Genomic DNA, 21,463 nt, shown 5'->3' on the forward strand with positions numbered 1-21,463 from the left:
ACAGACCATATGATAATATAATATCTATGTTGTAAAAAGAGTTAAACACAAATAACCCCATAACCTTAATTTGTGGGGTAATATCTATTATATAGTGTGTTCTGATAAATGTCAACTAAAAGATGAAAATATCTTAAGGAGGATTTAAAATGAAACAAACAAAATATGTATTTGTAACTGGAGGAGTTGTTTCTGCATTAGGAAAAGGAATAACTGCAGCATCTCTTGGGAGATTATTAAAAAATAGAGGGGTTAAAGTATCAATCCAAAAATTTGACCCATATTTAAATGTAGACCCAGGAACAATGAGTCCATACCAACATGGAGAGGTTTTTGTTACTGATGATGGAGCAGAAACTGATTTAGATTTAGGTCACTATGAAAGATTTATAGATGAAAATTTAAGCCAAAATAGTAACATTACTACAGGAAGAATATACTGGTCTGTAATTTCTAAAGAAAGAAGAGGAGAATATCTTGGAGGAACAGTTCAAGTAATACCTCATATAACAAATGCTATAAAAGAAAAAGTTTATAGTGTATCTAAAGAAAGAGATGTAGATGTAGTTATTACTGAAATTGGTGGAACTGTTGGAGATATAGAATCACAACCATTTTTAGAAGCTATAAGACAAGTAAGAAGTGATGTTGGTGGAGAAAATGTTTGTTTCATACATGTAACATTAGTTCCTTTCTTAGGAAAAGCAGGAGAATTAAAAACTAAACCAACTCAACATTCGGTAAAAGAGTTAAGAAGTATTGGTATTCAACCTGATATTATTGTTTGTAGATCTGAAAAAGAATTATCAGAAGATATTAAAAGTAAAATTGGACTATTCTGTAATATAGATGGAGATGCAGTTATTCAAAATTTAGATGCGGATCATCTTTATGAAGTTCCGTTATTATTACATGATGAAGGTCTAGATAATCTTGTATGTGAAAAATTACATTTAGGATGTAAAGATATTGATAACACTGAATGGATTAACATGGTTAATAAAATAAAAGGTCTTAAAGAGGAAATAAATATAGCTTTAGTTGGAAAGTATGTTGAATTACATGATGCATATATTTCTGTAGTAGAAGCATTAAGTCATGGTGGATTAGACAATAATGTAAAAGTTAAAATCAAATGGATAAATTCAGAAGAATTAGAAGAAATGGATGTTGATAAAGCTTTAAGCGGAGTTGATGGAATTCTAGTTCCAGGTGGATTTGGAGATAGAGGAGTAGAAGGAAAAATAGAAGCTATAAGATGGGCAAGAGAAAATAAAGTTCCATTCTTAGGAATCTGTTTAGGAATGCAATGTGCAGTAATTGAATTTGCAAGAAATGTTGTTGGATTAGAAGGTGCACATAGTTCAGAATTAAACAAAGAAACTCCATATGCAGTTATAGATTTAATGCCAGATCAAAAAGATATTGAAGATTTAGGTGGAACTATGAGACTTGGATTATATCCATGTAGATTAGATGAAAATACTGAATCATATAATTTATATAAAGATGAAGTTATTTATGAAAGACACAGACATAGATATGAATTTAATAATGAATTCAGAAGCAGAATAGAAGAATGTGGAATGACTATAGCAGGAACAAGTCCTGATAAGAGATTAGTTGAAATAGTTGAACTTAAAGATCATCCATGGTTTGTGGCAGCACAATTCCATCCAGAATTAAAGTCAAGACCAAATAGACCACATCCTTTATTCTCAGGATTTATTAAAGCAGCTAAAGAAAATAAGAATAAATAATAATAAAAAGGATATCCTTTAAATAAAGGATATCTTTTTTTGACTAATTGTCTTTAATCTTTATTAATTATTTTAATCTTGCAAAATAAGAATTTATAAAGGATAATATAATAAAAGTCTTGTAATTCTAATATTCTTAATTAATTCCCAATAAAAATTATACATAAAAAAATATGGAGGTGTAAGTTTGACTAGAGAAATATATTCAGAAATGACTTTAGCAAAACTTAAAGATATAGCTAAAGAATTAGGTGTAAAAAGTATATCTAAGTTTAAAAAAGATGAATTGATAGATCAGATTTTAGAGATAAATAATAAAAATAAATCAAATGAAATAAATAGAGATGGTGTAATTTTAAGAGAAAAAATATCACCAAAACAAAATAATGTAAGTACTACAACTAGTAGTCATACAAATACTCATAGTAACAGTCACAATAATTATAGTAACAATAACTATAGTAATAATAATAGTTACAATAATAATCAAAATAATGATAATAGAAGAAATACAGAAACAGGTTTTTCTTCAAATGTTCAAACTGTATCAGGAATATTAGAGATACAAGAAAATAATAGTTTTGGTTTTTTAAGAGGTGAAAATTATTTAAGTAGTAGTAGTGATGTTTATGTATCACCAGCTCAAATAAGAAGATTCAACCTTTCAACAGGAGACATGTTAACAGGAAAAGCAAGAGAAGCCAAAGAAGGGGAAAAATTCAAAGCATTAATTTACGTAGATACTGTAAATGATGAATCACCTGAAAAAGCAATAAGAAGAACTAGATTTGAAAAGTTAACTCCAATTTATCCAAAAGAAAGAATAAATCTAGAAGGCAATAGTGGAGAACTTTCAACAAGACTTATGGATATAATTTGTCCTATTGGAAAAGGACAAAGAGGACTTATAGTTGCACCACCTAAAGCTGGTAAAACAACTATGTTAAAAACAGTAGCTAAAAATATTAGTGAAAATTGTCCGGATGTAAAAATAATAGTTCTTTTAATCGATGAAAGACCAGAAGAAGTTACTGATATGCAAAGATCTATAAAAGGTGAAGTTATATATTCAACTTTTGATGAAGAACCTCAAAACCATGCAAAAGTTGCACAAATGGTTTTAGAAAGAGGAAAGAGAATGGTTGAACAAGGACAAGATGTAGTAATACTTTTAGATAGTTTAACTAGACTTTCAAGAGCATATAACTTAACAATAACTCCAACAGGAAGAACTCTTTCTGGAGGATTAGATCCAGGAGCATTAATAATGCCTAAAAAATTCTTTGGAGCAGCAAGAAATATAGAGGAAGGCGGAAGTCTTACTATATTAGCAACTGCTTTAGTAGATACAGGATCAAGAATGGATGATATGATATTTGAAGAGTTTAAAGGAACTGGAAATATGGAAGTTCATTTAGATAGAAAGCTTCAAGAAAGAAGAATATTCCCAGCAATTGATATCTATAAATCAGGAACAAGAAAAGAAGATTTACTATTATCACCAGAGGAATTAGAAGTATCATTCAATATAAGAAAAACTATGTATTCAGATGGAAATGCTGATAATGTAACAGAAAACTTAATTAAAATGTTATCTAAAACAAAAAACAATGAAGAATTTGTAAGATTTTTCAATAAAATAGGTAAATAAAAAAGAGTCTCCGGTAGGAGACTCTTTTATTTTGAAATATAGAATAAAGTCCTTATTTATTTATCAAGTCAGAACATACTTTTACAGTTTTTTCTACTGAGTATGTATCACGTAGGGTTTTTATTCTATTTTTTAAATCTTCTAATTTTTCAGGATTATCAATTAAATCATTGATAAGTGGATTTATGTCAGACATATGAGATATTTTTAAAGCTAATTCTGAAGAGACTAAGAATTCTGTGTTTTCAGTTTCTTGTCCAGGAATAGCAAATGGAATTATAAGTGGTAAATCCTTTGCTACAGATTCTGTTACTGTAAGTCCTCCAGGTTTTGAAATTAAAATATCTGAATACTCCATGAAAGAAGCAATATCTGTTGAAAATCCTAAAATGTGAAGTTTTTTATTTTTATATTCTTTATTTAAATGTTTATCTAAATTTCGTTTAAGCTCTTTATTATTTCCACATATTACTGTTACTCTAAGTTTTCTTTCGTTTTTTAATAATTCTTCTAAAACAAAAGAAATATCTTCAAGTCCCATACTTCCACTCATAAGTAATATGTTGAAGTAGTCATCTGAATTATGTAGTTCTGCAATATCGGTATTCTCTTTAAAGAATGTATCTTTAATTGGTATCCCTAATGGATGAACAATATTTGCATTAATCCCCTTTTTTATAAGAACATCTTTAGTATATTGGCTTCCTGCTATATAAAGGTCAATCTTTTTGCTAATATATGTGTAATGAGGTTTGAAATCAGTTACTATAGATACTATAGGAACGTTTACGCCCATTCGTTTAAGACCATCAACTAGACAGATGCTAAGTGGATGAGTAGTAACTATCAAATCAGGTTTTTCCTCTTGAATTAGCTTAAACATCCTTTTTCTAATAAAATAAAATGGAATAGTAGAAAGAGGATTAATTAGTGGATTATTAGTTAATTTGTAAAATAATCCATAACCTAGAGGAAATTTCATAGCAGAAACTTCATAAGAACCGACTACTAAAGCTAATAGTAGTTTGCTGCTTCCTTGAAGGAAGTCTTGCTTTGAAGTGATAAAGCCCTGATTTTCAAAGGCAACTTTTAATGAATTAGCGGCTTGATTGTGACCTTGGCCTGTAGAAGCTGATAAAATTAAAATTTTTTTCATTAAAATTCACTCTCTTTATATAAATTTATTAAAATTAAATTACATTTGATGTTTATAAGAAAAATGGGAAAGACAATGTCTTTCCCTAAGTTTCTTATTTGTTAAGGTTGAATCTCTTGTTGAATTTATCAACTCTTCCACCAACGTCAACGATTTTTTGCTTACCAGTGAAGAATGGGTGGCATTTTGAACATATTTCTACTTTTAATTCAGGTTTAACAGAACCAGTTGTAAAAGTGTTTCCACATGCACACTTAACCACAGCATCGTGATGGTATTCTGGATGTATGCCTTGTTTCATATTTTTCACCTCTTTATAAAAAAAATTTTATTTTCAAATAACTACTAGAGTATATCATATGTATATATGGTCGTCAACAAAAGGTAAATGGAAAAACATCTTTTTATAAATTTATATAAATGATATAATCAAAATTAGACATTATAATATAAGGGAGAGGTAAATCAGTGAGTAAGTTATACTTTAGATATGGGGCTATGAACTCAGGAAAATCAACGCATTTAATGCAAGTGGCACACAACTATGAAGAAAGAGGAATGAGAGTAAGTTTGATAAAACCTTTTATTGATACAAAAGGTGGAGATAAATTAGTATCTAGATTGGGAGTTACTAGAGCAGTAGATTACATAATTAAATCAGAAGATAATATTATTGAAATAATACAAAATGATATAGAAAATAAAGGTGGGTTAAACTGTATTCTAGTAGATGAAGTACAATTTTTAAAAGCATATCAAATAGATCAGTTATTTGAAATAGCAGTTAAACATGGTATTCCTATAATTGGTTATGGATTAAGAACAGATTTTAAAATGAATGGGTTTGAAGGTAGTAAAAGATTATTACTTATAGCACATAGCATAGAAGAAATGAAAACTATATGTAAATGTGGAAATAAGGCAATAGTTAATGCTAGAAAAATAAATGGTAGATTTGTATTTGAAGGGGAACAAGTAGCAATAGATAATGATGATGATGTACAATATGAATCATTATGTGGGGAGTGTTATTTTAAATTTAAAGAAAAATAGAGAATAGAGGGGTGTTGTGGATTGAAAAAAAGTGAGGTTGGAGGGCAAGCAGTACTTGAAGGAGTTATGATGCGTGGCTCTAAAGGGATAGCAACAGCAGTTAGAACTGATAAGGGTAAGATAAAAACAGATATGCAAGGGATAATCCCAATTACAAAAAGGCATAGTATATTTAATATACCCTTTATAAGAGGAGTGTTTGTGTTATTAGACTCGATGTATCAGGGAATAAAAGCTTTGAATTATTCAGCAAGTTTTTTTGAAGATACTGAGCCATCTAAGCTTGAAGATTTTATAAGAGATAAATTTGGAGAAAAATCTAATGATATAATAATGATTTTTACAATTATAGTGTCATTATTTTTTTCAGGAGTTATATTTTTAGCTATTCCAACAGCGATTGCATCCATATTTAAAAGTTTTGGACTAGGAGATATAACATTAAATATAATAGAAGCTTTTCTTCGAGTTGGTATATTAGTGGGATATATGTATGTTATAGGAAGACTAGATGACATAAATAGATTATTTCAATATCATGGAGCAGAACATAAAACTATATTTTGTTATGAAGCAGGAGAAAAATTAACTGTTGAAAATGTAAAAAAATATTCAAGATTCCATCCAAGGTGTGGAACTAACTTTCTTTTTCTTGTAATGATAGTAAGTATAGCATTATTTACATTCACAGGATGGGGAGGGTTCTTAGAAAGACTATTTTTAAGAGTGCTTCTTATACCAATTGTATCGGGAATAAGTTATGAAATAATTAGATGGCTTGGAAAGAATAATGGTAAACTAGCACAAATAGTATCAGCACCAGGAATAAAGCTTCAAAACTTAACTACAAGAGAGCCTGACGATGAACAAATAGAGGTAGCAATAGTATCATTAAAGACTGCTGAAGGAATACCGGAGGATAAAAAAATGATTTTAGATTTAATAAACTTAGGAATGAAAAAACTAGATGAGGTAGGAATTGAGACAGCAAGACTTGATGCAACACTTCTTTTAGGAAAAGTTATTGGAAAAGATAGACTTTATATGCTTACCAATGCAGATGAAGAAGTAAGCTTAGATAAAGAAAAAGTTTATTTTTCTTTAATCCAGGAAAGAATGAAAAGGAAGCCAATGCATTATATATTGGAAAAAGTTGAATTTATGGGATTAGAACTGAATGTTAGAGAAGGAGTTTTAATTCCTAGAGATGACACCGAAGTATTGGTTGAAAGAGTATTAAAAGAGATTAGAGTAGAAGATAATATAGATATTTGTGATTTATGTTCAGGAAGTGGTGCAATTGGAATAGCATTAGCTTATTTTAGAAAAAATATAAATGTTGATGCTATAGATTTATATCCAATACCAGAGGCAGTAACAAAAGAAAATATAAAAAAGTTAAACTTAGAAGCTAGAATTACATTTATAAAGAGTGATCTTTTAAATGAAGTGATAAGAAATGAAAAAAAATATGATATTATAGTATCTAATCCACCATATATAAAAGAGAAGATAATAGATACATTAATGGATGATGTTAAGAAGTTTGAACCACATACTGCTTTAAGCGGAGGGGATGATGGATTAGTATTTTATAGAAGAATAATTGACGAAAGTATAAGTGTTATTAAGGAAAATGGAATACTTGCATTTGAAATTGGTCATGATCAAGGAGAAGAAGTCAAGGAACTAATGGAGAATAGAGGTTATAAAAACGTAGAGGTTATAAAAGACTTAGCAACTTTAGATAGAGTTGTTATAGGAAGGTACCTTATTGAAAAATAGCGATATTTTATGATATAATTATAAAATATGAAAAAAAATAGTACGGAGTGAGAAAGATATGTTATTAGATAAATTAGCATTTACAGAAAATAAATATGACGAACTTTCAGTAAAAATCAGTGATCCATCAATAATGGCAAATCAAGCTGAATGGAGAAAGTTATGTAAAGAGCATGCTGAACTTGAAATATTAGTTGGTGTGTACAGAAATTATAAAAAAACATTAGAAGATTTAGAAGCAAATAAAATGATGCTTGAAGAAGAAACTGATAGAGAAATGAAGGATATGCTTCATGAGGAAATAAGTGAGCTAACAGAAAAAAGAGAAAATTTAGAACACGAAATTCAAATTCTTCTTTTACCTAAAGATCCTAATGATGATAAAAACGTATTTGTGGAAATTAGAGCAGGTGCAGGTGGAGATGAAGCAGCATTATTCGCAGCTAATCTTTTCAGAATGTATACAAGATATGCAGAATCAAATAGATGGACTGTTGAACTAATGGATGCAAATGAAACTGGAATTGGTGGATTTAAAGAAGTTGTATTCATGATAAAAGGTCAAGGAGCTTACTCAAAATTAAAGTATGAGAGTGGAGCTCATAGAGTTCAAAGAGTTCCAGATACAGAATCAAGTGGTAGAATTCATACATCAACTGCTACAGTTGCAGTATTACCAGAAGTTGATGATGTTGAAGTTGAAATCAATGAAAAAGACATTAAATTTGATGTGTTTAGAGCATCAGGGAACGGTGGACAATGTGTAAATACAACTGACTCAGCTGTAAGACTTACGCATATGCCAACTGGAATTGTTATTTCATGTCAAGATGAAAAATCACAGCTTAAAAATAAAGAAAAAGCAATGAAAGTTTTAAGAGCTAGATTATATGAATTAGCTGAAGAAGAAAGAAGAGCTGGTATTGCAGAAGATAGAAAATCACAAGTTGGTACTGGTGATAGAAGTGAAAGAATTAGAACTTACAATTATCCTCAAGGAAGAATAACTGATCATAGAATTGGATTAACATTATATAAATTAGATACATTCTTAAATGGAGATATAGAAGAAGTTTTAAATGCACTTATTACTGCAGATCAAGCTGAAAAGATGAAGATGATGGGTAATACAGGGAATTAATTAAAATAAAATATAATTATCAAAAGGTGAATTAATAGAACAAATTCTATTATTCACCTTTAATTGCATGAATATTTTAAAAGGAAAAGGGAGATGGCTCTTAATATGGATATTAATAAAGCATTAAGGGTAGAGAAAAAAAGAGGGGTAAGATTTTATATTTTAATGGGTTTTATAGCAGTTCTTTTACCTTTATCATTATGGCTTACAGGAATTTTTAATAGTTTTTTTATTTTTTATGTAGTAATAATGGAGATATTAATAGCTCTTGTTATATTAAAAAGAGCTGACAGATATAAGTTAGAGTATAGTTATAAAAATAACAAATTAACATTTAAAAGTGGTGTTTTTGGAAAGAAAAATTTATTGCTATGTGATAAGATATCCTTAGTTCATACAGATGGTATAGAAGAAGATGTGAAGATAATAGTAATAACTACAATTAAATTTAGAAATAGTAGACTTAAGCCGGTTGTTGAAGGATTGTTAAAAAGATATCCAGAAATGGCTGATGAATATAGAAGAGTGAAAAATGTAAATCCAAATGATATATATTATTACTTACTAATAAAAAAGGGTGGTTTGAAAAAATATACTTTACTTGGAGATATATATACTTATTGTGCAAAGTCAGCTTATACAGAAGAAGCGGTAACGAGTATAAAAATATCAAGAGGGTATACTATTGACTAAGAAGGAAGGTAATTTTAGTGGAAACAAAAATTTATATATTAAATGGAGAAGATGATTTAGATAGAATTAAAGAAGCTGCTGAATGTATAAAGAAAGATGGAACTGTTGCATTTCCAACAGAAACTGTCTATGGCTTGGGAGCTAATGGATTAAAAGAAAATTGCGTAAAGAAGATTTTTGAAGCAAAAGGAAGACCACAAGATAATCCACTTATAATTCATGTTGCATCTAAAAATATAGATAAATATGTAAAAAATATTCCAGATGTAGCTGAAAAATTAATTAATAGATTTTGGCCAGGACCATTGACTTTAATTTTAGAAAAAAAAGATATAGTACCTATGGAAACAAGTGCAAATTTGGAGACAATAGGAATAAGAATGCCAGATAATTATGTTGCGTTAAAGCTTATAGAATTTTCAGGAGTTCCTATAGCAGCGCCTTCAGCCAATATTAGTGGAAGACCTAGTCCTACAACATTAGAGATATGTGTTGAAGATTTAAAAGGAAAGGTAGATTACATAATTGGAGGAGAAAAGTGTGATGTTGGATTAGAATCTACAATAGTTGATTGTACTGTAAATCCACCGATAGTTTTAAGGCCGGGTGGGACAACATTGGAGATGTTACATGAAATTGATAAAGATATCCAAATAGATAGAGGTTTATTAAGTAATGATGAAAATTTTAAGCCTAAAGCACCAGGAATGAAGTATAGACACTATGCTCCAAACGCAAAATTAAAAATAATTATGGGAAATAGAAAAAAAACTATTGAAAAAATAAATGAAATGGTACACAATTATATAGATGAAGGTAAGAAGGTTGGAATACTTTCTACAGAAGAATCAAAAGACTCTTATAAAGAGGGCGAAAAAATAGTAATTGGAAGCTATAATGATTTAAGAGAAATTGCAGGGAATTTATTTCAAGCACTTAGAGAATTTAATGAATTAGGTGTAGATATAATTTTAGCAGAAGGCTTTGAAGAAAAAGGTCTTGGAATAGCTATTATGAATAGATTAAATAAAGCTGCAGGGTATGATATTATTAATGTTTAAAATTGGAGGAGAAATTTATAATGAAAAATCTATTTTGTTACAAAAATAATAAAATACTTAGTAAGTTTAGCAGAAAAAATTTAAGAGGGCTTAGTTGCCTATTCTATTGATAATAAAAAGAAAGAAGAAAATATAAATTTTATTTATATTTGCTACTTTCTTTTTTTATATATAAAAACACGTTGGAGGTAAAGTTATGAAAATTGCATTAGGTTCAGATCATGGTGGATTTGAATTAAAAAATGAAATTATTAAGCACTTAAAGGAAAATGGATATGAAATTAAGGATTTTGGTCCGATGACAACAGAATCATGTGATTATCCAGATTATGCACTTCCAGTAGCAGAAGCTGTTAAGGCAAAAGAATTTGATTTAGGAATTTTAGTTTGTGGAACAGGAATAGGGATTAGTTTAGCAGCTAATAAGGTTCCGGGAATAAGAGCAGCTTTATGTCATGATACATTTAGTGCTCATGCTACAAGACAACATAATAATGCTAACATTTTAGCAATGGGGCAAAGAGTAATTGGTGTTGGATTAGCATTAGATATAGTTGATACTTTTATTAAATCTGAATTTGAAGGTGGAAGACACCAAAGTAGATTAGATAAAATTTCAAAAATAGAAGAAAAATATAGTAAGTAATTTCGGAGGGATAAATTAAAATGAGTAAAGTAACAGAAATAAATCATCCACTAGTTCTTCATAAATTAGCATTTATAAGAAATAAAGAAACAGGATCTAAAGATTTTAGACAATTAGTTTCAGAGGTTTCTATGCTTATGGGATATGAGGTAACAAGAGATTTACCAATGGAGAATGTACAAATAGAAACTCCTATATGTACTGCAACTTGTAAAATGCTTGCAGGTAAGAAATTAGCAGTAGTTCCTATATTAAGAGCAGGACTTGGAATGGTTGATGGAATATTAAATCTTATTCCAGCAGCTAAAGTAGGGCATATTGGTCTTTATAGAGATGAAGAAACATTACAACCAGTAGAATATTTCTGCAAAATGCCTAAAGATATTGCTGAAAGAGAAGTTATAGTAGTAGATCCAATGCTTGCAACAGGAGGATCTGCAATCGATGCATTAACAATGCTTAAAGCTAGAGGAGCAAAATACTTAAGATTTATGTGTTTAATAGCTTCACCAGAAGGTATTAAAGCTGTAAAAGAAGCTCATCCAGATGTAGATATATTTGTAGCACAAATAGATGAGAAGTTAAATGAACATGGATATATAGTACCAGGTCTTGGAGATGCTGGAGATAGATTATTTGGAACTAAATAGGTTTAAAAAGGAAACTACTTTAAATAGTAGTTTCTTTTTTTTTGAATAGTTAAATAAAACAGAAAATTGAAATTGTAAGATTGTAAAAAATCAAAAAATACAAAAAGTAATGAAAAATATAAAAGTAAAATTGGAAAAATGAAATTTAAAGAAAAATAATTTTCAATGTAAATGATTTCCTAGGAATTATTTAATTGAAAATTCGTTAAAAATACATAAAAAATACATAAAATTCATTAAATTTATAGATATAATATAGGAAATCGATATAAAAATGCAATTATTAAATTAATATTAAAATTGAAAATAAAAATAATAATATAAAGTAAAAGAAAAAAGTAAAAATAAAATCAAATAATTTATTAGTATCAAAAATCAGTATCAAAATACAATGGGGGAAAGCTATGATATATGGATATTTCAGAGCAATAGGAAAGAATAATGATTTAAATGCGAAAATAAGAATACTGCAAGATGAAGGGTGCGAAGAAATAATATATGATTTATCAAGTGCATATACACAAAAAAGAGAAAATTTAAAAACTCTTTTAGATGAATTGAAAGAGGAGGATATTATTATTATAGAAAATTTGATAAGTCTTTCTAAGAATGTACTTGATTTAGGAAATATTATTGAAGTAATAGTGAAGAAAAATGCAAAATTAAAAATTAGGGATTTAGGATACATAAGTAATAATATTGAAGATAAGATCATTACTGATACGATTAAAGCTGTCATAAAATTAAAAAAAGAAGAAATACTAGAAACGGCAAGAATAGGAAAAGAAATTGCAAGTGATAAAAAAGATTTTAAAAATGGAAGACCAAAGAAATATACTAAAAGGCAAATAGAAAATGCATTAAGTTTACTTACAATTAATGGGGGGAAGTTAAGCTATAATGAAGTTAGTCAATTAACAAAAATAAGTAAAAGTACATTAATACGAGAAGCAAAGAAAATAAGATAAAGATAAAAAGGTTAAAGATTCTATAAATATGAATTTTTAACCTTTTTTTTATTCGGTTTCATAAATCAGTATCTAAAGACAAGTGTTTTTTAATGAAAGACATATATATTAAATTAATAATTAATATGAAGAATGGTTAATATAAAATATGAAAAATAAAGATAAAAATAAGAAAAAATCAAAATTAATATTTTGTTTTCAAATTATAAATAACAAAAAGATGTATATTTTGATAATATTCTTTTAAGAACTTTTTAAGGGGGCTTTCATATGAGAAAGAAAATAATAGCTTTAGTGTTTGTTATACCACTAATATTATTCACATTTACAGCATGTCGAGATAGTAGTAAAGATGAATCTAATAATAAAAAGACTTTAAAGCTTGTAACTGGAGCAATAAAGACATTAGATTCAGTTAAAGGAAGTGATACAGTTTCCTTTAATATAATTCAGAATACACAAGAAAATTTATTACTTTACAAAGATAATAAAATAGTACAAGGAACAGCAGAAAGTTATACAGTAAGTAATGATAAACGAACTTATACATTTAAATTAAGACCAGATTTAAAATGGAGTGATGGAAAACCATTAACATCTAAAGATTATAAATATGCATGGATGAGACTTTTAGATCCAAAAACAGGAGGTTCATATTCATTTTTCTTATTTGGAGTACAAAATGCTGAACAATATTTTAAAAATGAAGTACCAGCAGAATCTGTTGGAATAGAAACACCTGATGATCAAACGATAATAGTAAAATTATCAGAACCAATATCATACTTTACACAAATAATAGCGTTTCCATCATTAGCACCACAGAGGGAAGATATAGTTAATAAATATGGAAGTAAATATGGATCAGGTGCAGATACACAGGTTTATAGTGGACCATTTATGGTTTCAGAATGGCAAAAAGGTGGAAAAATAAATCTAGTTAAAAATCCATATTATTGGAATACAAAAGATATTCAATTAGATAATGTTAAATTTACAGAAATAAAAGAACCAAATACAGTATATAAAATGTTTGTTAGTAATCAAATAGATGCAATGGCAGGATCAGGAGAATATTTAAAGCCATTGAAATCAGGAGCACAAGAAGGAAAATGGAGTGAAATAAATGAAGTGGGATCTTCAGTATTTTACACTCAATATAATTTAAAATCGGAAAATAAGTTACTTAGCAATAAAAATATAAGATTAGCTTTATCTATAGCAGTAAATAGAGAAGGATTAACTGAAAAAGTATTAAAGAGAAATATTCCGGCTTATGGTTTGGTACCATCAGGGATTCAAGTTGGAGATATTGATTATAGAAAAGAAGTAAGTGAGCCATTAAAGACAGTGATGGATGAAAATCCAAAAGAGTTATTTATAAAAGGATTAAAAGAGCTTGGACTTGATCCAGATCCAAGTAAATATAATATAAGTTATTTACTACAAAATAGTGATGCAACAAGTAAAATGCAAGGGGAATATATGCAAAATACTTGGAAAAAAGAAATTGGGGTAAATATCACATTAGTTACTTCAGCAGATTTTTCAGACTTTTTAAATAAAGTTGATAATGGGGAATTTGAAATGGCAAGTGCAGGATGGGGAGCAGATTATAATGATCCAATGACATTTTTAGACTTATTTACACCAGAGAATGGAAGTAATTATGGTGGATATAATGATGAAAGAGTAAATTCGCTTTTAAAGAGCCTGCAAGGTGTAACTAATAATGAAGAAAAGCTAAAAGTATATAAAGAAGTTGAAAAAATTGAAGTGGTTGATAATCCGGCTGTAGCGCCTAGTTATTACACAGATGTTTACTCATTCCAACATAATAATGTAAAGGGATTAGAACTTCCAAGGTTTGGAGGAACGTATCAATTAAGATGGACATCAATTTCTTAATATAAAAGGAGTGAATAATAATGTTTAAATACTTTGGAAAAAGAATAGCCTTGATGATATTAACTTTATTTGTAGTTATAACAGCAACATTTTTCTTAATGAACAGTATGCCTGGAAATCCAGTAAGCTCTCAAGCTAAAAAATTACCGAAAGATGTAGCAAAAGCTATGGAAGTAAAGTATGGATTAGATAAACCAATAACAGAGAGATATGTTATATATTTAAAAAATTTAATAAAAGGTGATTTAGGAGAATCATTTGTAACACCGGGAGTTACAGTTAATGAAAAGATAAAAGACAATTTTCCTGCATCAGCAAGAATAGGAATAGGAGCTGTGTGCATTGGATTAGTAATTGGTGTTATTTTAGGGATTATAGCGGGCTTTAAAAAAGGAACACCAATAGACTTTGGAGTTATGCTTGTGGCTATATTAGGAGTGTCAATACCAAGTTTTGTATTGGCAACTCTCATACAAGCATTTGTTGGAGGAAAAGGTGGAATTCCAATTGCAGGATGGTACGATAGTGCAACACCGTTTCTAGCGAGATTTAAATATACTATTTTACCAACTATAGCTCTTTGTTTTGGAGGTATTGCTACATATTCAAGATATATGAAAGCATCAGTATTAGATATTATAGGGCAAGATTATATATTAACAGCAAAAGCAAAAGGATTATCATTTAAAGATATTTCAATAAAGCATATTTTAAGAAATGCAATATTACCGATAATAACAATTTTAGGACCACAAATTGCAACAATAATAACTGGAACAGTGGTAATTGAGAGAATATTTGCTATACCAGGAATAGGAAATGCTTTAATAGATGCTATATATACTAAGGACTATAACGTAATAATGGGACTTACAATATTTTTCTCAGCGTTATTTATATTATCAATTTTAATTGTAGATATATTATATAGTGTTATAGATCCACGTATAAAACTTGGAAAATCATAGGGGGAATTTATATGGCTGAAATAACTAGAGAAAAGTTTAAACGAATTGGAATAGATAAAAATAGTAGTGAAGAGATAAAAAGACCAAATTTAACATATTTTCAAGATGCATTTAGAAGACTTAAAAAAAATAAAGTGGCTATGGGATCTTTAATAATATTATTATTTTTAATATTAATGTGTATTTTTCAACCCTTTATTGCAGGAGATAGTTATAAAATTCAAAATTTAGATGAAATGAATTTAGGACCATCATTAAAACATTTATTTGGAACAGATAGTTTAGGGCGAGATTTATTTGATAGGATTTGGATTGGTGGAAGAGTTTCACTATTAATAGCCTTTGTAGGGACATTGATAGAATGTACATTTGGAATATTATATGGTGGAATAAGTGGATACTTTGGTGGAAAAGTTGATAGTGTAATGATGAGAATTGTGGAAATATTAAATAGTATTCCATATTTAATAATAGTAATCTTGATTGCAGTAAGACTTGGAAATGGAATAGTTCCATTAATTATAGCTTTAGTGCTAACAGGATGGACAGGAATTGCAAGAATGGTTCGTGGAGAAGTAATGAAGCTTAAAAATTCAGAATATGTAATGGCATCAGTAGCATTAGGAGCTAGTTCATTTAGAATTATTTTAAAACATATGTTACCTAATACTATAGGAATAATAATAGTTTATATTACTTTTGACATTCCAAGTTATATATTTGCAGAAGCATTTTTAAGTTTTATAGGACTTGGAATTCAGCCACCAGATACAAGCTGGGGGGCTATGGCATCAGCAGGGCAACAAGTAATGTTATTTTATCCAAGTCAACTTATATTTCCAGCATTAGCAATAGCATTAACAATGCTTACTTTTAATCTTTTTGGTGATGGATTAAGAGATGCTTTAGATCCAAGATTAAGAAGATAGGGGGAATTTAGAATGAGTAAATTATTAGAGGTAAATAATTTAAATATAAACTTTAATACCTATGCAGGTGTTGTAAAAGCAGTAAGAAATGTAAATTTTGAATTGGAAAAAGGAGAAATGCTTGCAATAGTTGGAGAATCAGGCTCAGGAAAAAGTGTAACAGCAAAATCATTAATGAGCCTTTTACCAGAAAAAGTTGCGGATATAGATAAAAAATCTCAAATTCTTTTTGAAGGAAGAAATATTTTAGAGTTATCTAATAGGGAATTAAGAAAGATTCGTGGAAAAGAAATTAGTATGGTATTTCAAGATCCAATGACTTCTTTAAATCCAACAATGAAACTTGGAAAACAGATTAGTGAAGTATTAAAGTTACATAGAAATATGAGTAGTGCAGAAGCAAAGGAAGAGGCTATAAAGATTTTTAAAGCAGTTCATATGACTAATCCAGAGCAAAGAATAAATCAATATCCATTTGAGTTATCAGGTGGAATGAGACAGAGAGTTATAATAGCTATGGCAATTGCATGTAATCCCAAAGTAATAATTGCAGATGAGCCAACAACAGCATTAGATGTTACAATTCAAGCTCAAATAATGGAGCTTATTCATGAATTAAAGGAAGAGATGGAAACTGCAATAATATTAATAACTCATGATTTAGGAGTTGTTAGAGAATTTGCAGATAGAATAAATGTTATGTATGCTGGAAAAATAATTGAAGGTGGAACAGTAGAAGAAGTATTTAAAAATTCTAAACATCCATATACATGGGCATTATTAAAATCAATGCCAGCTTTAGATAGTGATATAAAGAGTGAATTATATGCATTAGGAGGAACACCACCGGATTTATTAGATCCTCCAATAGGGTGTCCATTTTGTGCACGATGTGAGTATGCAATGGAAATTTGCAGAGAGGAAATGCCAGAGAGAACAGATTTATCTAAAACACATTTTACACATTGTTGGTTAACTCATGAATATGCAGAAGAGGTATAACAAGGGGGAAGAATAATGGCAGAGAAAATATTAGAAGTAAAAAATTTAAAGAAATACTTTAATGTTGGAAAAAATAAAACTTTAAAAGCAGTAGATGACATAAGCTTCTCTATAGAAAAAGGAGAAACTTTAGGACTTGTAGGAGAATCAGGATGTGGAAAAACTACTTGTGGAAGAACTGTTATTGGATTATATGAAAAAACTGATGGAGAAATTTTCTTAAAAGGAAAAGTCTTAAAAAATAAAACACTAAAGGAGAGAAAAGAAAAAGCTAAAATAGCACAGATGATATTTCAAGATCCATATGCATCTTTAAATACTAGAATGACAGTTGGAGATATAATTGCTGAAGGTATTGATATTCATAAACTGTATAAAGGAAAGCAAAGAGAAGAAAGAGTATATGAACTTTTAAGTTTGGTTGGATTAAATAAAAGTCATGCATCAAGATTTCCACATGAGTTTTCAGGTGGGCAAAGACAAAGAATAGGAATTGCAAGAGCATTAGCTGTAGAGCCTGAGTTTATAGTTTGTGATGAACCAATATCAGCATTAGATGTATCTATACAAGCTCAGGTAGTAAATTTATTAGTCAGTTTGCAACAGAGGTTAGGACTAACATATTTATTTATAGCACATGATTTATCAATGGTAAGACATATTTCAGATAGAGTAGGAGTTATGTATTTAGGAAATCTTGTAGAACTAGCACCAAGTGAGTCCTTATATACAGAGCCATTACATCCATACTCAGAACTATTATTGTCAGCAATTCCATCAATGGAAGAAGAGAAAAAAGGTAAGATTAAGGTTGAGGGCGAAGTAGGAAATCCTATGGAAGAATATAAAGGTTGTAAATTTTCTAATAGATGCAAACATTGCATGGATAAATGTTTAAATGAGATGCCGAAATTAAAAGAGGTAAAAGAAAAGCATTTTGTAGCTTGTCACCTATATGAATAAAATAAAAAAAACTCGCATTGCGAGTTTTTTTAAATATCATCTATATCAAATGATAATTCGATTTTTTTTACAGATGGCTTTAATTGAGTTAATCTAACACCTGCGGCAGTAAACATTCTTTTTGAGGCCTTAACTATATCAGTATCAGAATATTTATCACTTAAATATATAACTTGCTTTATTCCACTTTGAATTATTGCTTTTGCACACTCATTACAAGGGAATAATGCAACATATAATTTAGCACCTTCTAAAGAGACACCTCTATTATTTAAAATCGCATTTAATTCAGCGTGAACGACATATGGATATTTAGTTTCTAAAAAATCACCTTCACGTTCCCAAGAAAATTCATCATCAGAACATCCAAAGGCAAGTCCATTATATCCAACAGATAAAACTCTATTTGTTTGGCTAACAATACAAGCACCAACTTGAGTACTTGGATCTTTACTTCTTTTAGCGGATAAAAGAGCTAAGCCCATAAAATATTCATCCCAAGAGATAAAATCTAGTCTTTTCATAAAAATCACTCCTTAATAGTATGGGTTTAATTGTTTTTAGTTTATAAGTACATTATAATAAAATAGAAGAAAAATGAAATACGATATATAAATTTTATAAAATAAATATAAAGTAACCATGGATAAATAGGAGGAAATCAAATTGAAAAAAATAATAACTATATTTGGAACAAGACCAGAAGCTATAAAAATGGCACCATTGGTAAAAGAGTTAGAAAGAAGGGAGGAAATTCAATCATTAGTTTGCGTAACGGCACAACATAGAGAAATGTTAGATCAAGTTTTAGAGCATTTTGAAATAAAACCAGATTATGATTTAAACATTATGAAGAGCAAACAAACTTTAACTGGAATAACTAATAGGGTTCTAGAAGGCTTAGAGGAAGTTTTTATAAAAGAAAAACCAGATATGATATTAGTTCATGGTGATACTACAACAACTTTCGCAGGAGGACTTGCAGCATTTTATCAACAAATTAGAGTTGGGCATGTAGAAGCTGGACTTAGAACATTTGATAAATATTTTCCATTCCCAGAAGAAATGAATAGAAAACTTACAGGGGCATTAGCAGATATACACTTTGCACCGACAAAAGGTTCAAAAAATAATCTTCTAAGAGAAGGGGTTAATGAAAAAGATATCTTTATAACAGGAAATACAGTTATAGATGCTATGGAGCATACGGTTAGAGAAGAATATTCTTTTGAAACTGAAGAGTTAAATAACATTGATTTCAAAAATAAAAAAGTAGTAATGATAACAGCCCATAGAAGAGAAAACTGGGGTGAAGGTATAGAAAATATTTGTGAGGCGTTAAATAAAATAGTTGAAGAAAATGAAAATGTAGAATTAGTATATCTTGTACATTTAAATCCTATTGTTAAAGATGTTGTTCATGAGAAATTAGGAAATAAAGCAAGAATACACTTATTAAGTCCGCTAGATACTAAAGAAACTCATAACCTTATGAATAAGTGCTTTATGGTTATGACAGATTCAGGTGGATTACAAGAAGAAGCACCTCATTTAGGTAAACCAGTATTAGTTTTAAGAGATGTAACAGAAAGACCAGAGGCCGTTTCTTATGGAACAGTAAAATTAGTAGGAACTGATGTTACTAAAATAACAAGTGAAGCTAATAGATTAATAAGAGATGAAAAAGCTTATGAAGAAATGAGTAAAGCTGTAAATCCTTATGGTGATGGCTTAGCATCTAAGAGAATTTGTGATGCTATAGAGTTATATTTTGGAATGAGTGAAAAGGAAGTTTCAGAATATATGGAATAAGTTTGTTTAAAATTTAACAAAAAACTCTTGATTATTATGGTAAGCGTGGTATAATTAAAGTATGTTAAGAGTTTAACAAAGGTGAGAAAAATAAAAGTATTTTAATTATATATAAGATGGAGGTTTTTGACGATGAGAGATGTAGTAATAGTTAGTGCTGTAAGAACAGCCTTAGGAAGCTTTGGAGGAGCATTGAAAGATGTTTCAGCAGTTGATTTAGGAGCACTTGTAATAAAGGAAGCTGTAGATAAAGCAGGAATAAAACCAGAACAAGTTGAAGAAGTAATAATGGGTAACGTTATTCAAGCAGGACTTGGACAAAATACTGCTAGACAAGCGACTTTAAAAGCAGGATTACCATTTGAAGTTTCAGCTATGACAATCAATAAAGTTTGTGGATCAGGATTAAGAGCAGTTAGTTTAGCAGCTCAAATGATTAAAGCTGGAGATTCAGAAATCGTAGTAGCAGGTGGTATGGAAAGCATGTCACAAGCACCATATCTTTTAAGAACTTCAAGATGGGGTCAAAGAATGGGTGACGGTCAAATGGTTGACTCAATGATAAATGATGCGTTAACAGATGCATTTAATCATTACCATATGGGAATTACAGCTGAAAATATAGCTGAAAGATGGAACTTAACTAGAGAAGAACAAGATGCATTTGCTGCTAATTCACAAAATAAAGCAGAAGCAGCTATAAAATCTGGAAGATTCAAAGATGAAATAGTACCAGTTGTTATACCTCAAAGAAAAGGTGAACCAAAAGTATTTGATACAGATGAATTCCCAAGATTTGGAGCTACTGCTGAAGCTTTAGCTAAGTTAAGACCAGCTTTCAAAAAAGATGGTACTGTAACTGCTGGTAATGCTTCAGGAATTAATGATGGAGCTGCTGCATTCGTAGTAATGAGTGCTGAAAAAGCTGAAGAACTAGGATTAAAAGTAATGGCTAAAATTACTTCATACGGATCAAAAGGATTAGATCCAGCTATAATGGGATACGGACCATTCCATGCTACTAAAGTTGCTTTAGAAAAAGCAGGATTAGAAGTAAAAGACTTAGACTTAATCGAAGCTAATGAAGCTTTCGCTGCTCAAAGTTTAGCAGTTGCTAGAGATTTGAAATTCGATATGAGCAAAGTAAATGTAAATGGTGGAGCTATAGCTTTAGGACACCCAGTAGGGGCTTCAGGAGCTAGAATTCTTGTAACTTTACTACATGAAATGGAAAAAAGAGATTCTAAGAAAGGTCTAGCTACTTTATGTATAGGTGGTGGACTTGGAACTGCAGTAATCGTTGAAAGATAATAATTG

General features: G+C 29.4%; 20 protein-coding genes. 17 read left to right on the forward strand and 3 right to left on the reverse strand.

The features are described from left to right. The first annotated feature begins 149 nt into the window (after positions 1-149). Both Q0W06_RS01100 and rho read left to right on the forward strand, forming a co-directional pair. Positions 150-1,760: a CTP synthase gene (locus Q0W06_RS01100; RefSeq protein WP_297630188.1), complete on the forward strand. Its 1,611-nt coding sequence runs from the start codon at positions 150-152 to the stop codon at positions 1,758-1,760. A 187-nt stretch (positions 1,761-1,947) separates the two neighbouring features. Then, on the forward strand, positions 1,948-3,411 hold the full coding sequence (gene rho, locus Q0W06_RS01105) for a transcription termination factor Rho (RefSeq protein WP_297630190.1): 1,464 nt from the start codon (positions 1,948-1,950) through the stop codon (positions 3,409-3,411). Between the two features lie 52 nt (positions 3,412-3,463). Here the strand turns inward: rho and Q0W06_RS01110 are convergent, their stop codons facing one another. Together Q0W06_RS01110 and rpmE are read right to left on the reverse strand one after the other, a co-directional pair. Next, positions 3,464-4,567 (reverse strand): glycosyltransferase, encoded by a 1,104-nt coding sequence (locus tag Q0W06_RS01110; protein ID WP_297630192.1) that lies wholly within the window; start codon positions 4,565-4,567, stop codon positions 3,464-3,466. A gap of 94 nt (positions 4,568-4,661) precedes the next feature. Then, positions 4,662-4,868 (reverse strand): 50S ribosomal protein L31, encoded by a 207-nt coding sequence (gene rpmE, locus Q0W06_RS01115; protein ID WP_297630194.1) that lies wholly within the window; start codon positions 4,866-4,868, stop codon positions 4,662-4,664. A gap of 167 nt (positions 4,869-5,035) precedes the next feature. Between rpmE and Q0W06_RS01120 the strand changes: the two genes are divergently transcribed. The 13 genes from Q0W06_RS01120 to Q0W06_RS01180 all read left to right on the forward strand — a co-directional run bounded on the left by Q0W06_RS01120 (position 5,036) and on the right by Q0W06_RS01180 (position 18,334). Continuing rightward, complete coding sequence (locus Q0W06_RS01120) at positions 5,036-5,620, forward strand: thymidine kinase (protein WP_297630197.1); 585 nt, start codon at positions 5,036-5,038, stop codon at positions 5,618-5,620. 21 nt (positions 5,621-5,641) lie between these two features. Continuing rightward, positions 5,642-7,405, forward strand: coding sequence for a peptide chain release factor N(5)-glutamine methyltransferase (gene prmC / locus Q0W06_RS01125; RefSeq protein WP_297630200.1), 1,764 nt, complete (start codon positions 5,642-5,644; stop codon positions 7,403-7,405). Between the two features lie 58 nt (positions 7,406-7,463). Next, positions 7,464-8,546: a peptide chain release factor 1 gene (gene prfA, locus Q0W06_RS01130; RefSeq protein ID WP_297630202.1), complete on the forward strand. Its 1,083-nt coding sequence runs from the start codon at positions 7,464-7,466 to the stop codon at positions 8,544-8,546. 105 nt (positions 8,547-8,651) lie between these two features. Beyond that, positions 8,652-9,239: a hypothetical protein gene (locus Q0W06_RS01135; protein ID WP_297630205.1), complete on the forward strand. Its 588-nt coding sequence runs from the start codon at positions 8,652-8,654 to the stop codon at positions 9,237-9,239. A gap of 17 nt (positions 9,240-9,256) precedes the next feature. Then, positions 9,257-10,300 carry an L-threonylcarbamoyladenylate synthase gene (locus Q0W06_RS01140; RefSeq protein ID WP_297630208.1) on the forward strand — a complete coding sequence of 348 codons (1,044 nt, stop codon included), beginning with the start codon at positions 9,257-9,259 and terminating at the stop codon, positions 10,298-10,300. Between the two features lie 196 nt (positions 10,301-10,496). Next, positions 10,497-10,946 carry a ribose 5-phosphate isomerase B gene (gene rpiB / locus Q0W06_RS01145; RefSeq protein WP_297630210.1) on the forward strand — a complete coding sequence of 150 codons (450 nt, stop codon included), beginning with the start codon at positions 10,497-10,499 and terminating at the stop codon, positions 10,944-10,946. Positions 10,947-10,966: 20 nt separating this feature from the next. After that, the gene (gene upp / locus Q0W06_RS01150) at positions 10,967-11,596 is read left to right on the forward strand and encodes a uracil phosphoribosyltransferase (protein ID WP_297630212.1); all 630 of its coding nucleotides are present in this window, start codon (positions 10,967-10,969) and stop codon (positions 11,594-11,596) included. A 404-nt stretch (positions 11,597-12,000) separates the two neighbouring features. Next, on the forward strand, positions 12,001-12,564 hold the full coding sequence (locus tag Q0W06_RS01155; RefSeq protein ID WP_297630214.1) for a recombinase family protein: 564 nt from the start codon (positions 12,001-12,003) through the stop codon (positions 12,562-12,564). Positions 12,565-12,834: 270 nt separating this feature from the next. Continuing rightward, the gene (locus Q0W06_RS01160; protein WP_297630215.1) at positions 12,835-14,472 is read left to right on the forward strand and encodes a peptide ABC transporter substrate-binding protein; all 1,638 of its coding nucleotides are present in this window, start codon (positions 12,835-12,837) and stop codon (positions 14,470-14,472) included. Positions 14,473-14,492: 20 nt separating this feature from the next. Further along, on the forward strand, positions 14,493-15,440 hold the full coding sequence (locus Q0W06_RS01165) for an ABC transporter permease (RefSeq protein WP_297630218.1): 948 nt from the start codon (positions 14,493-14,495) through the stop codon (positions 15,438-15,440). Positions 15,441-15,451: 11 nt separating this feature from the next. Next, complete coding sequence (locus tag Q0W06_RS01170) at positions 15,452-16,369, forward strand: ABC transporter permease (protein ID WP_297630222.1); 918 nt, start codon at positions 15,452-15,454, stop codon at positions 16,367-16,369. 12 nt (positions 16,370-16,381) lie between these two features. Beyond that, entirely contained in the window at positions 16,382-17,371 is a 990-nt protein-coding gene (locus Q0W06_RS01175) for an ABC transporter ATP-binding protein (RefSeq protein WP_297630225.1), read from the forward strand. A 12-nt stretch (positions 17,372-17,383) separates the two neighbouring features. Then, on the forward strand, positions 17,384-18,334 hold the full coding sequence (locus Q0W06_RS01180) for an oligopeptide/dipeptide ABC transporter ATP-binding protein (protein WP_297630499.1): 951 nt from the start codon (positions 17,384-17,386) through the stop codon (positions 18,332-18,334). A gap of 29 nt (positions 18,335-18,363) precedes the next feature. Here Q0W06_RS01180 and Q0W06_RS01185 read toward each other — a convergent pair whose 3' ends face one another. After that, positions 18,364-18,858: a dCMP deaminase family protein gene (locus Q0W06_RS01185; protein ID WP_297630228.1), complete on the reverse strand. Its 495-nt coding sequence runs from the start codon at positions 18,856-18,858 to the stop codon at positions 18,364-18,366. Positions 18,859-18,994: 136 nt separating this feature from the next. Between Q0W06_RS01185 and wecB the strand changes: the two genes are divergently transcribed. Together wecB and Q0W06_RS01195 are read left to right on the forward strand one after the other, a co-directional pair. Then, positions 18,995-20,146 carry a UDP-N-acetylglucosamine 2-epimerase (non-hydrolyzing) gene (gene wecB, locus Q0W06_RS01190; RefSeq protein WP_297630502.1) on the forward strand — a complete coding sequence of 384 codons (1,152 nt, stop codon included), beginning with the start codon at positions 18,995-18,997 and terminating at the stop codon, positions 20,144-20,146. Positions 20,147-20,278: 132 nt separating this feature from the next. Beyond that, positions 20,279-21,457 (forward strand): acetyl-CoA C-acetyltransferase, encoded by a 1,179-nt coding sequence (locus tag Q0W06_RS01195; RefSeq protein ID WP_297630231.1) that lies wholly within the window; start codon positions 20,279-20,281, stop codon positions 21,455-21,457. Positions 21,458-21,463 lie beyond the last annotated feature (6 nt).

The sequence above is a fragment of the uncultured Clostridium sp. genome (genome assembly GCF_947072515.1).
Classification (GTDB): Bacteria; Bacillota; Clostridia; order Clostridiales; family Clostridiaceae; genus Clostridium.

What these genes read in the sequence shown, in the direction of transcription:
- rpmE (WP_297630194.1), bottom strand. Translation starts at nt 4,868, where the DNA reads ATGAAACAAGGCATACATCCAGAATACCATCACGATGCTGTGGTTAAG.
- rpiB (WP_297630210.1), top strand. Translation starts at nt 10,497, where the DNA reads ATGAAAATTGCATTAGGTTCAGATCATGGTGGATTTGAATTAAAAAAT.
- upp (WP_297630212.1), top strand. Translation starts at nt 10,967, where the DNA reads ATGAGTAAAGTAACAGAAATAAATCATCCACTAGTTCTTCATAAATTA.
- Q0W06_RS01175 (WP_297630225.1), top strand. Translation starts at nt 16,382, where the DNA reads ATGAGTAAATTATTAGAGGTAAATAATTTAAATATAAACTTTAATACC.
- Q0W06_RS01155 (WP_297630214.1), top strand. Translation starts at nt 12,001, where the DNA reads ATGATATATGGATATTTCAGAGCAATAGGAAAGAATAATGATTTAAAT.
- Q0W06_RS01100 (WP_297630188.1), top strand. Translation starts at nt 150, where the DNA reads ATGAAACAAACAAAATATGTATTTGTAACTGGAGGAGTTGTTTCTGCA.
- Q0W06_RS01160 (WP_297630215.1), top strand. Translation starts at nt 12,835, where the DNA reads ATGAGAAAGAAAATAATAGCTTTAGTGTTTGTTATACCACTAATATTA.
- Q0W06_RS01195 (WP_297630231.1), top strand. Translation starts at nt 20,279, where the DNA reads ATGAGAGATGTAGTAATAGTTAGTGCTGTAAGAACAGCCTTAGGAAGC.
- Q0W06_RS01110 (WP_297630192.1), bottom strand. Translation starts at nt 4,567, where the DNA reads ATGAAAAAAATTTTAATTTTATCAGCTTCTACAGGCCAAGGTCACAAT.
- Q0W06_RS01135 (WP_297630205.1), top strand. Translation starts at nt 8,652, where the DNA reads ATGGATATTAATAAAGCATTAAGGGTAGAGAAAAAAAGAGGGGTAAGA.
- Q0W06_RS01165 (WP_297630218.1), top strand. Translation starts at nt 14,493, where the DNA reads ATGTTTAAATACTTTGGAAAAAGAATAGCCTTGATGATATTAACTTTA.
- Q0W06_RS01170 (WP_297630222.1), top strand. Translation starts at nt 15,452, where the DNA reads ATGGCTGAAATAACTAGAGAAAAGTTTAAACGAATTGGAATAGATAAA.
- prfA (WP_297630202.1), top strand. Translation starts at nt 7,464, where the DNA reads ATGTTATTAGATAAATTAGCATTTACAGAAAATAAATATGACGAACTT.
- Q0W06_RS01185 (WP_297630228.1), bottom strand. Translation starts at nt 18,858, where the DNA reads ATGAAAAGACTAGATTTTATCTCTTGGGATGAATATTTTATGGGCTTA.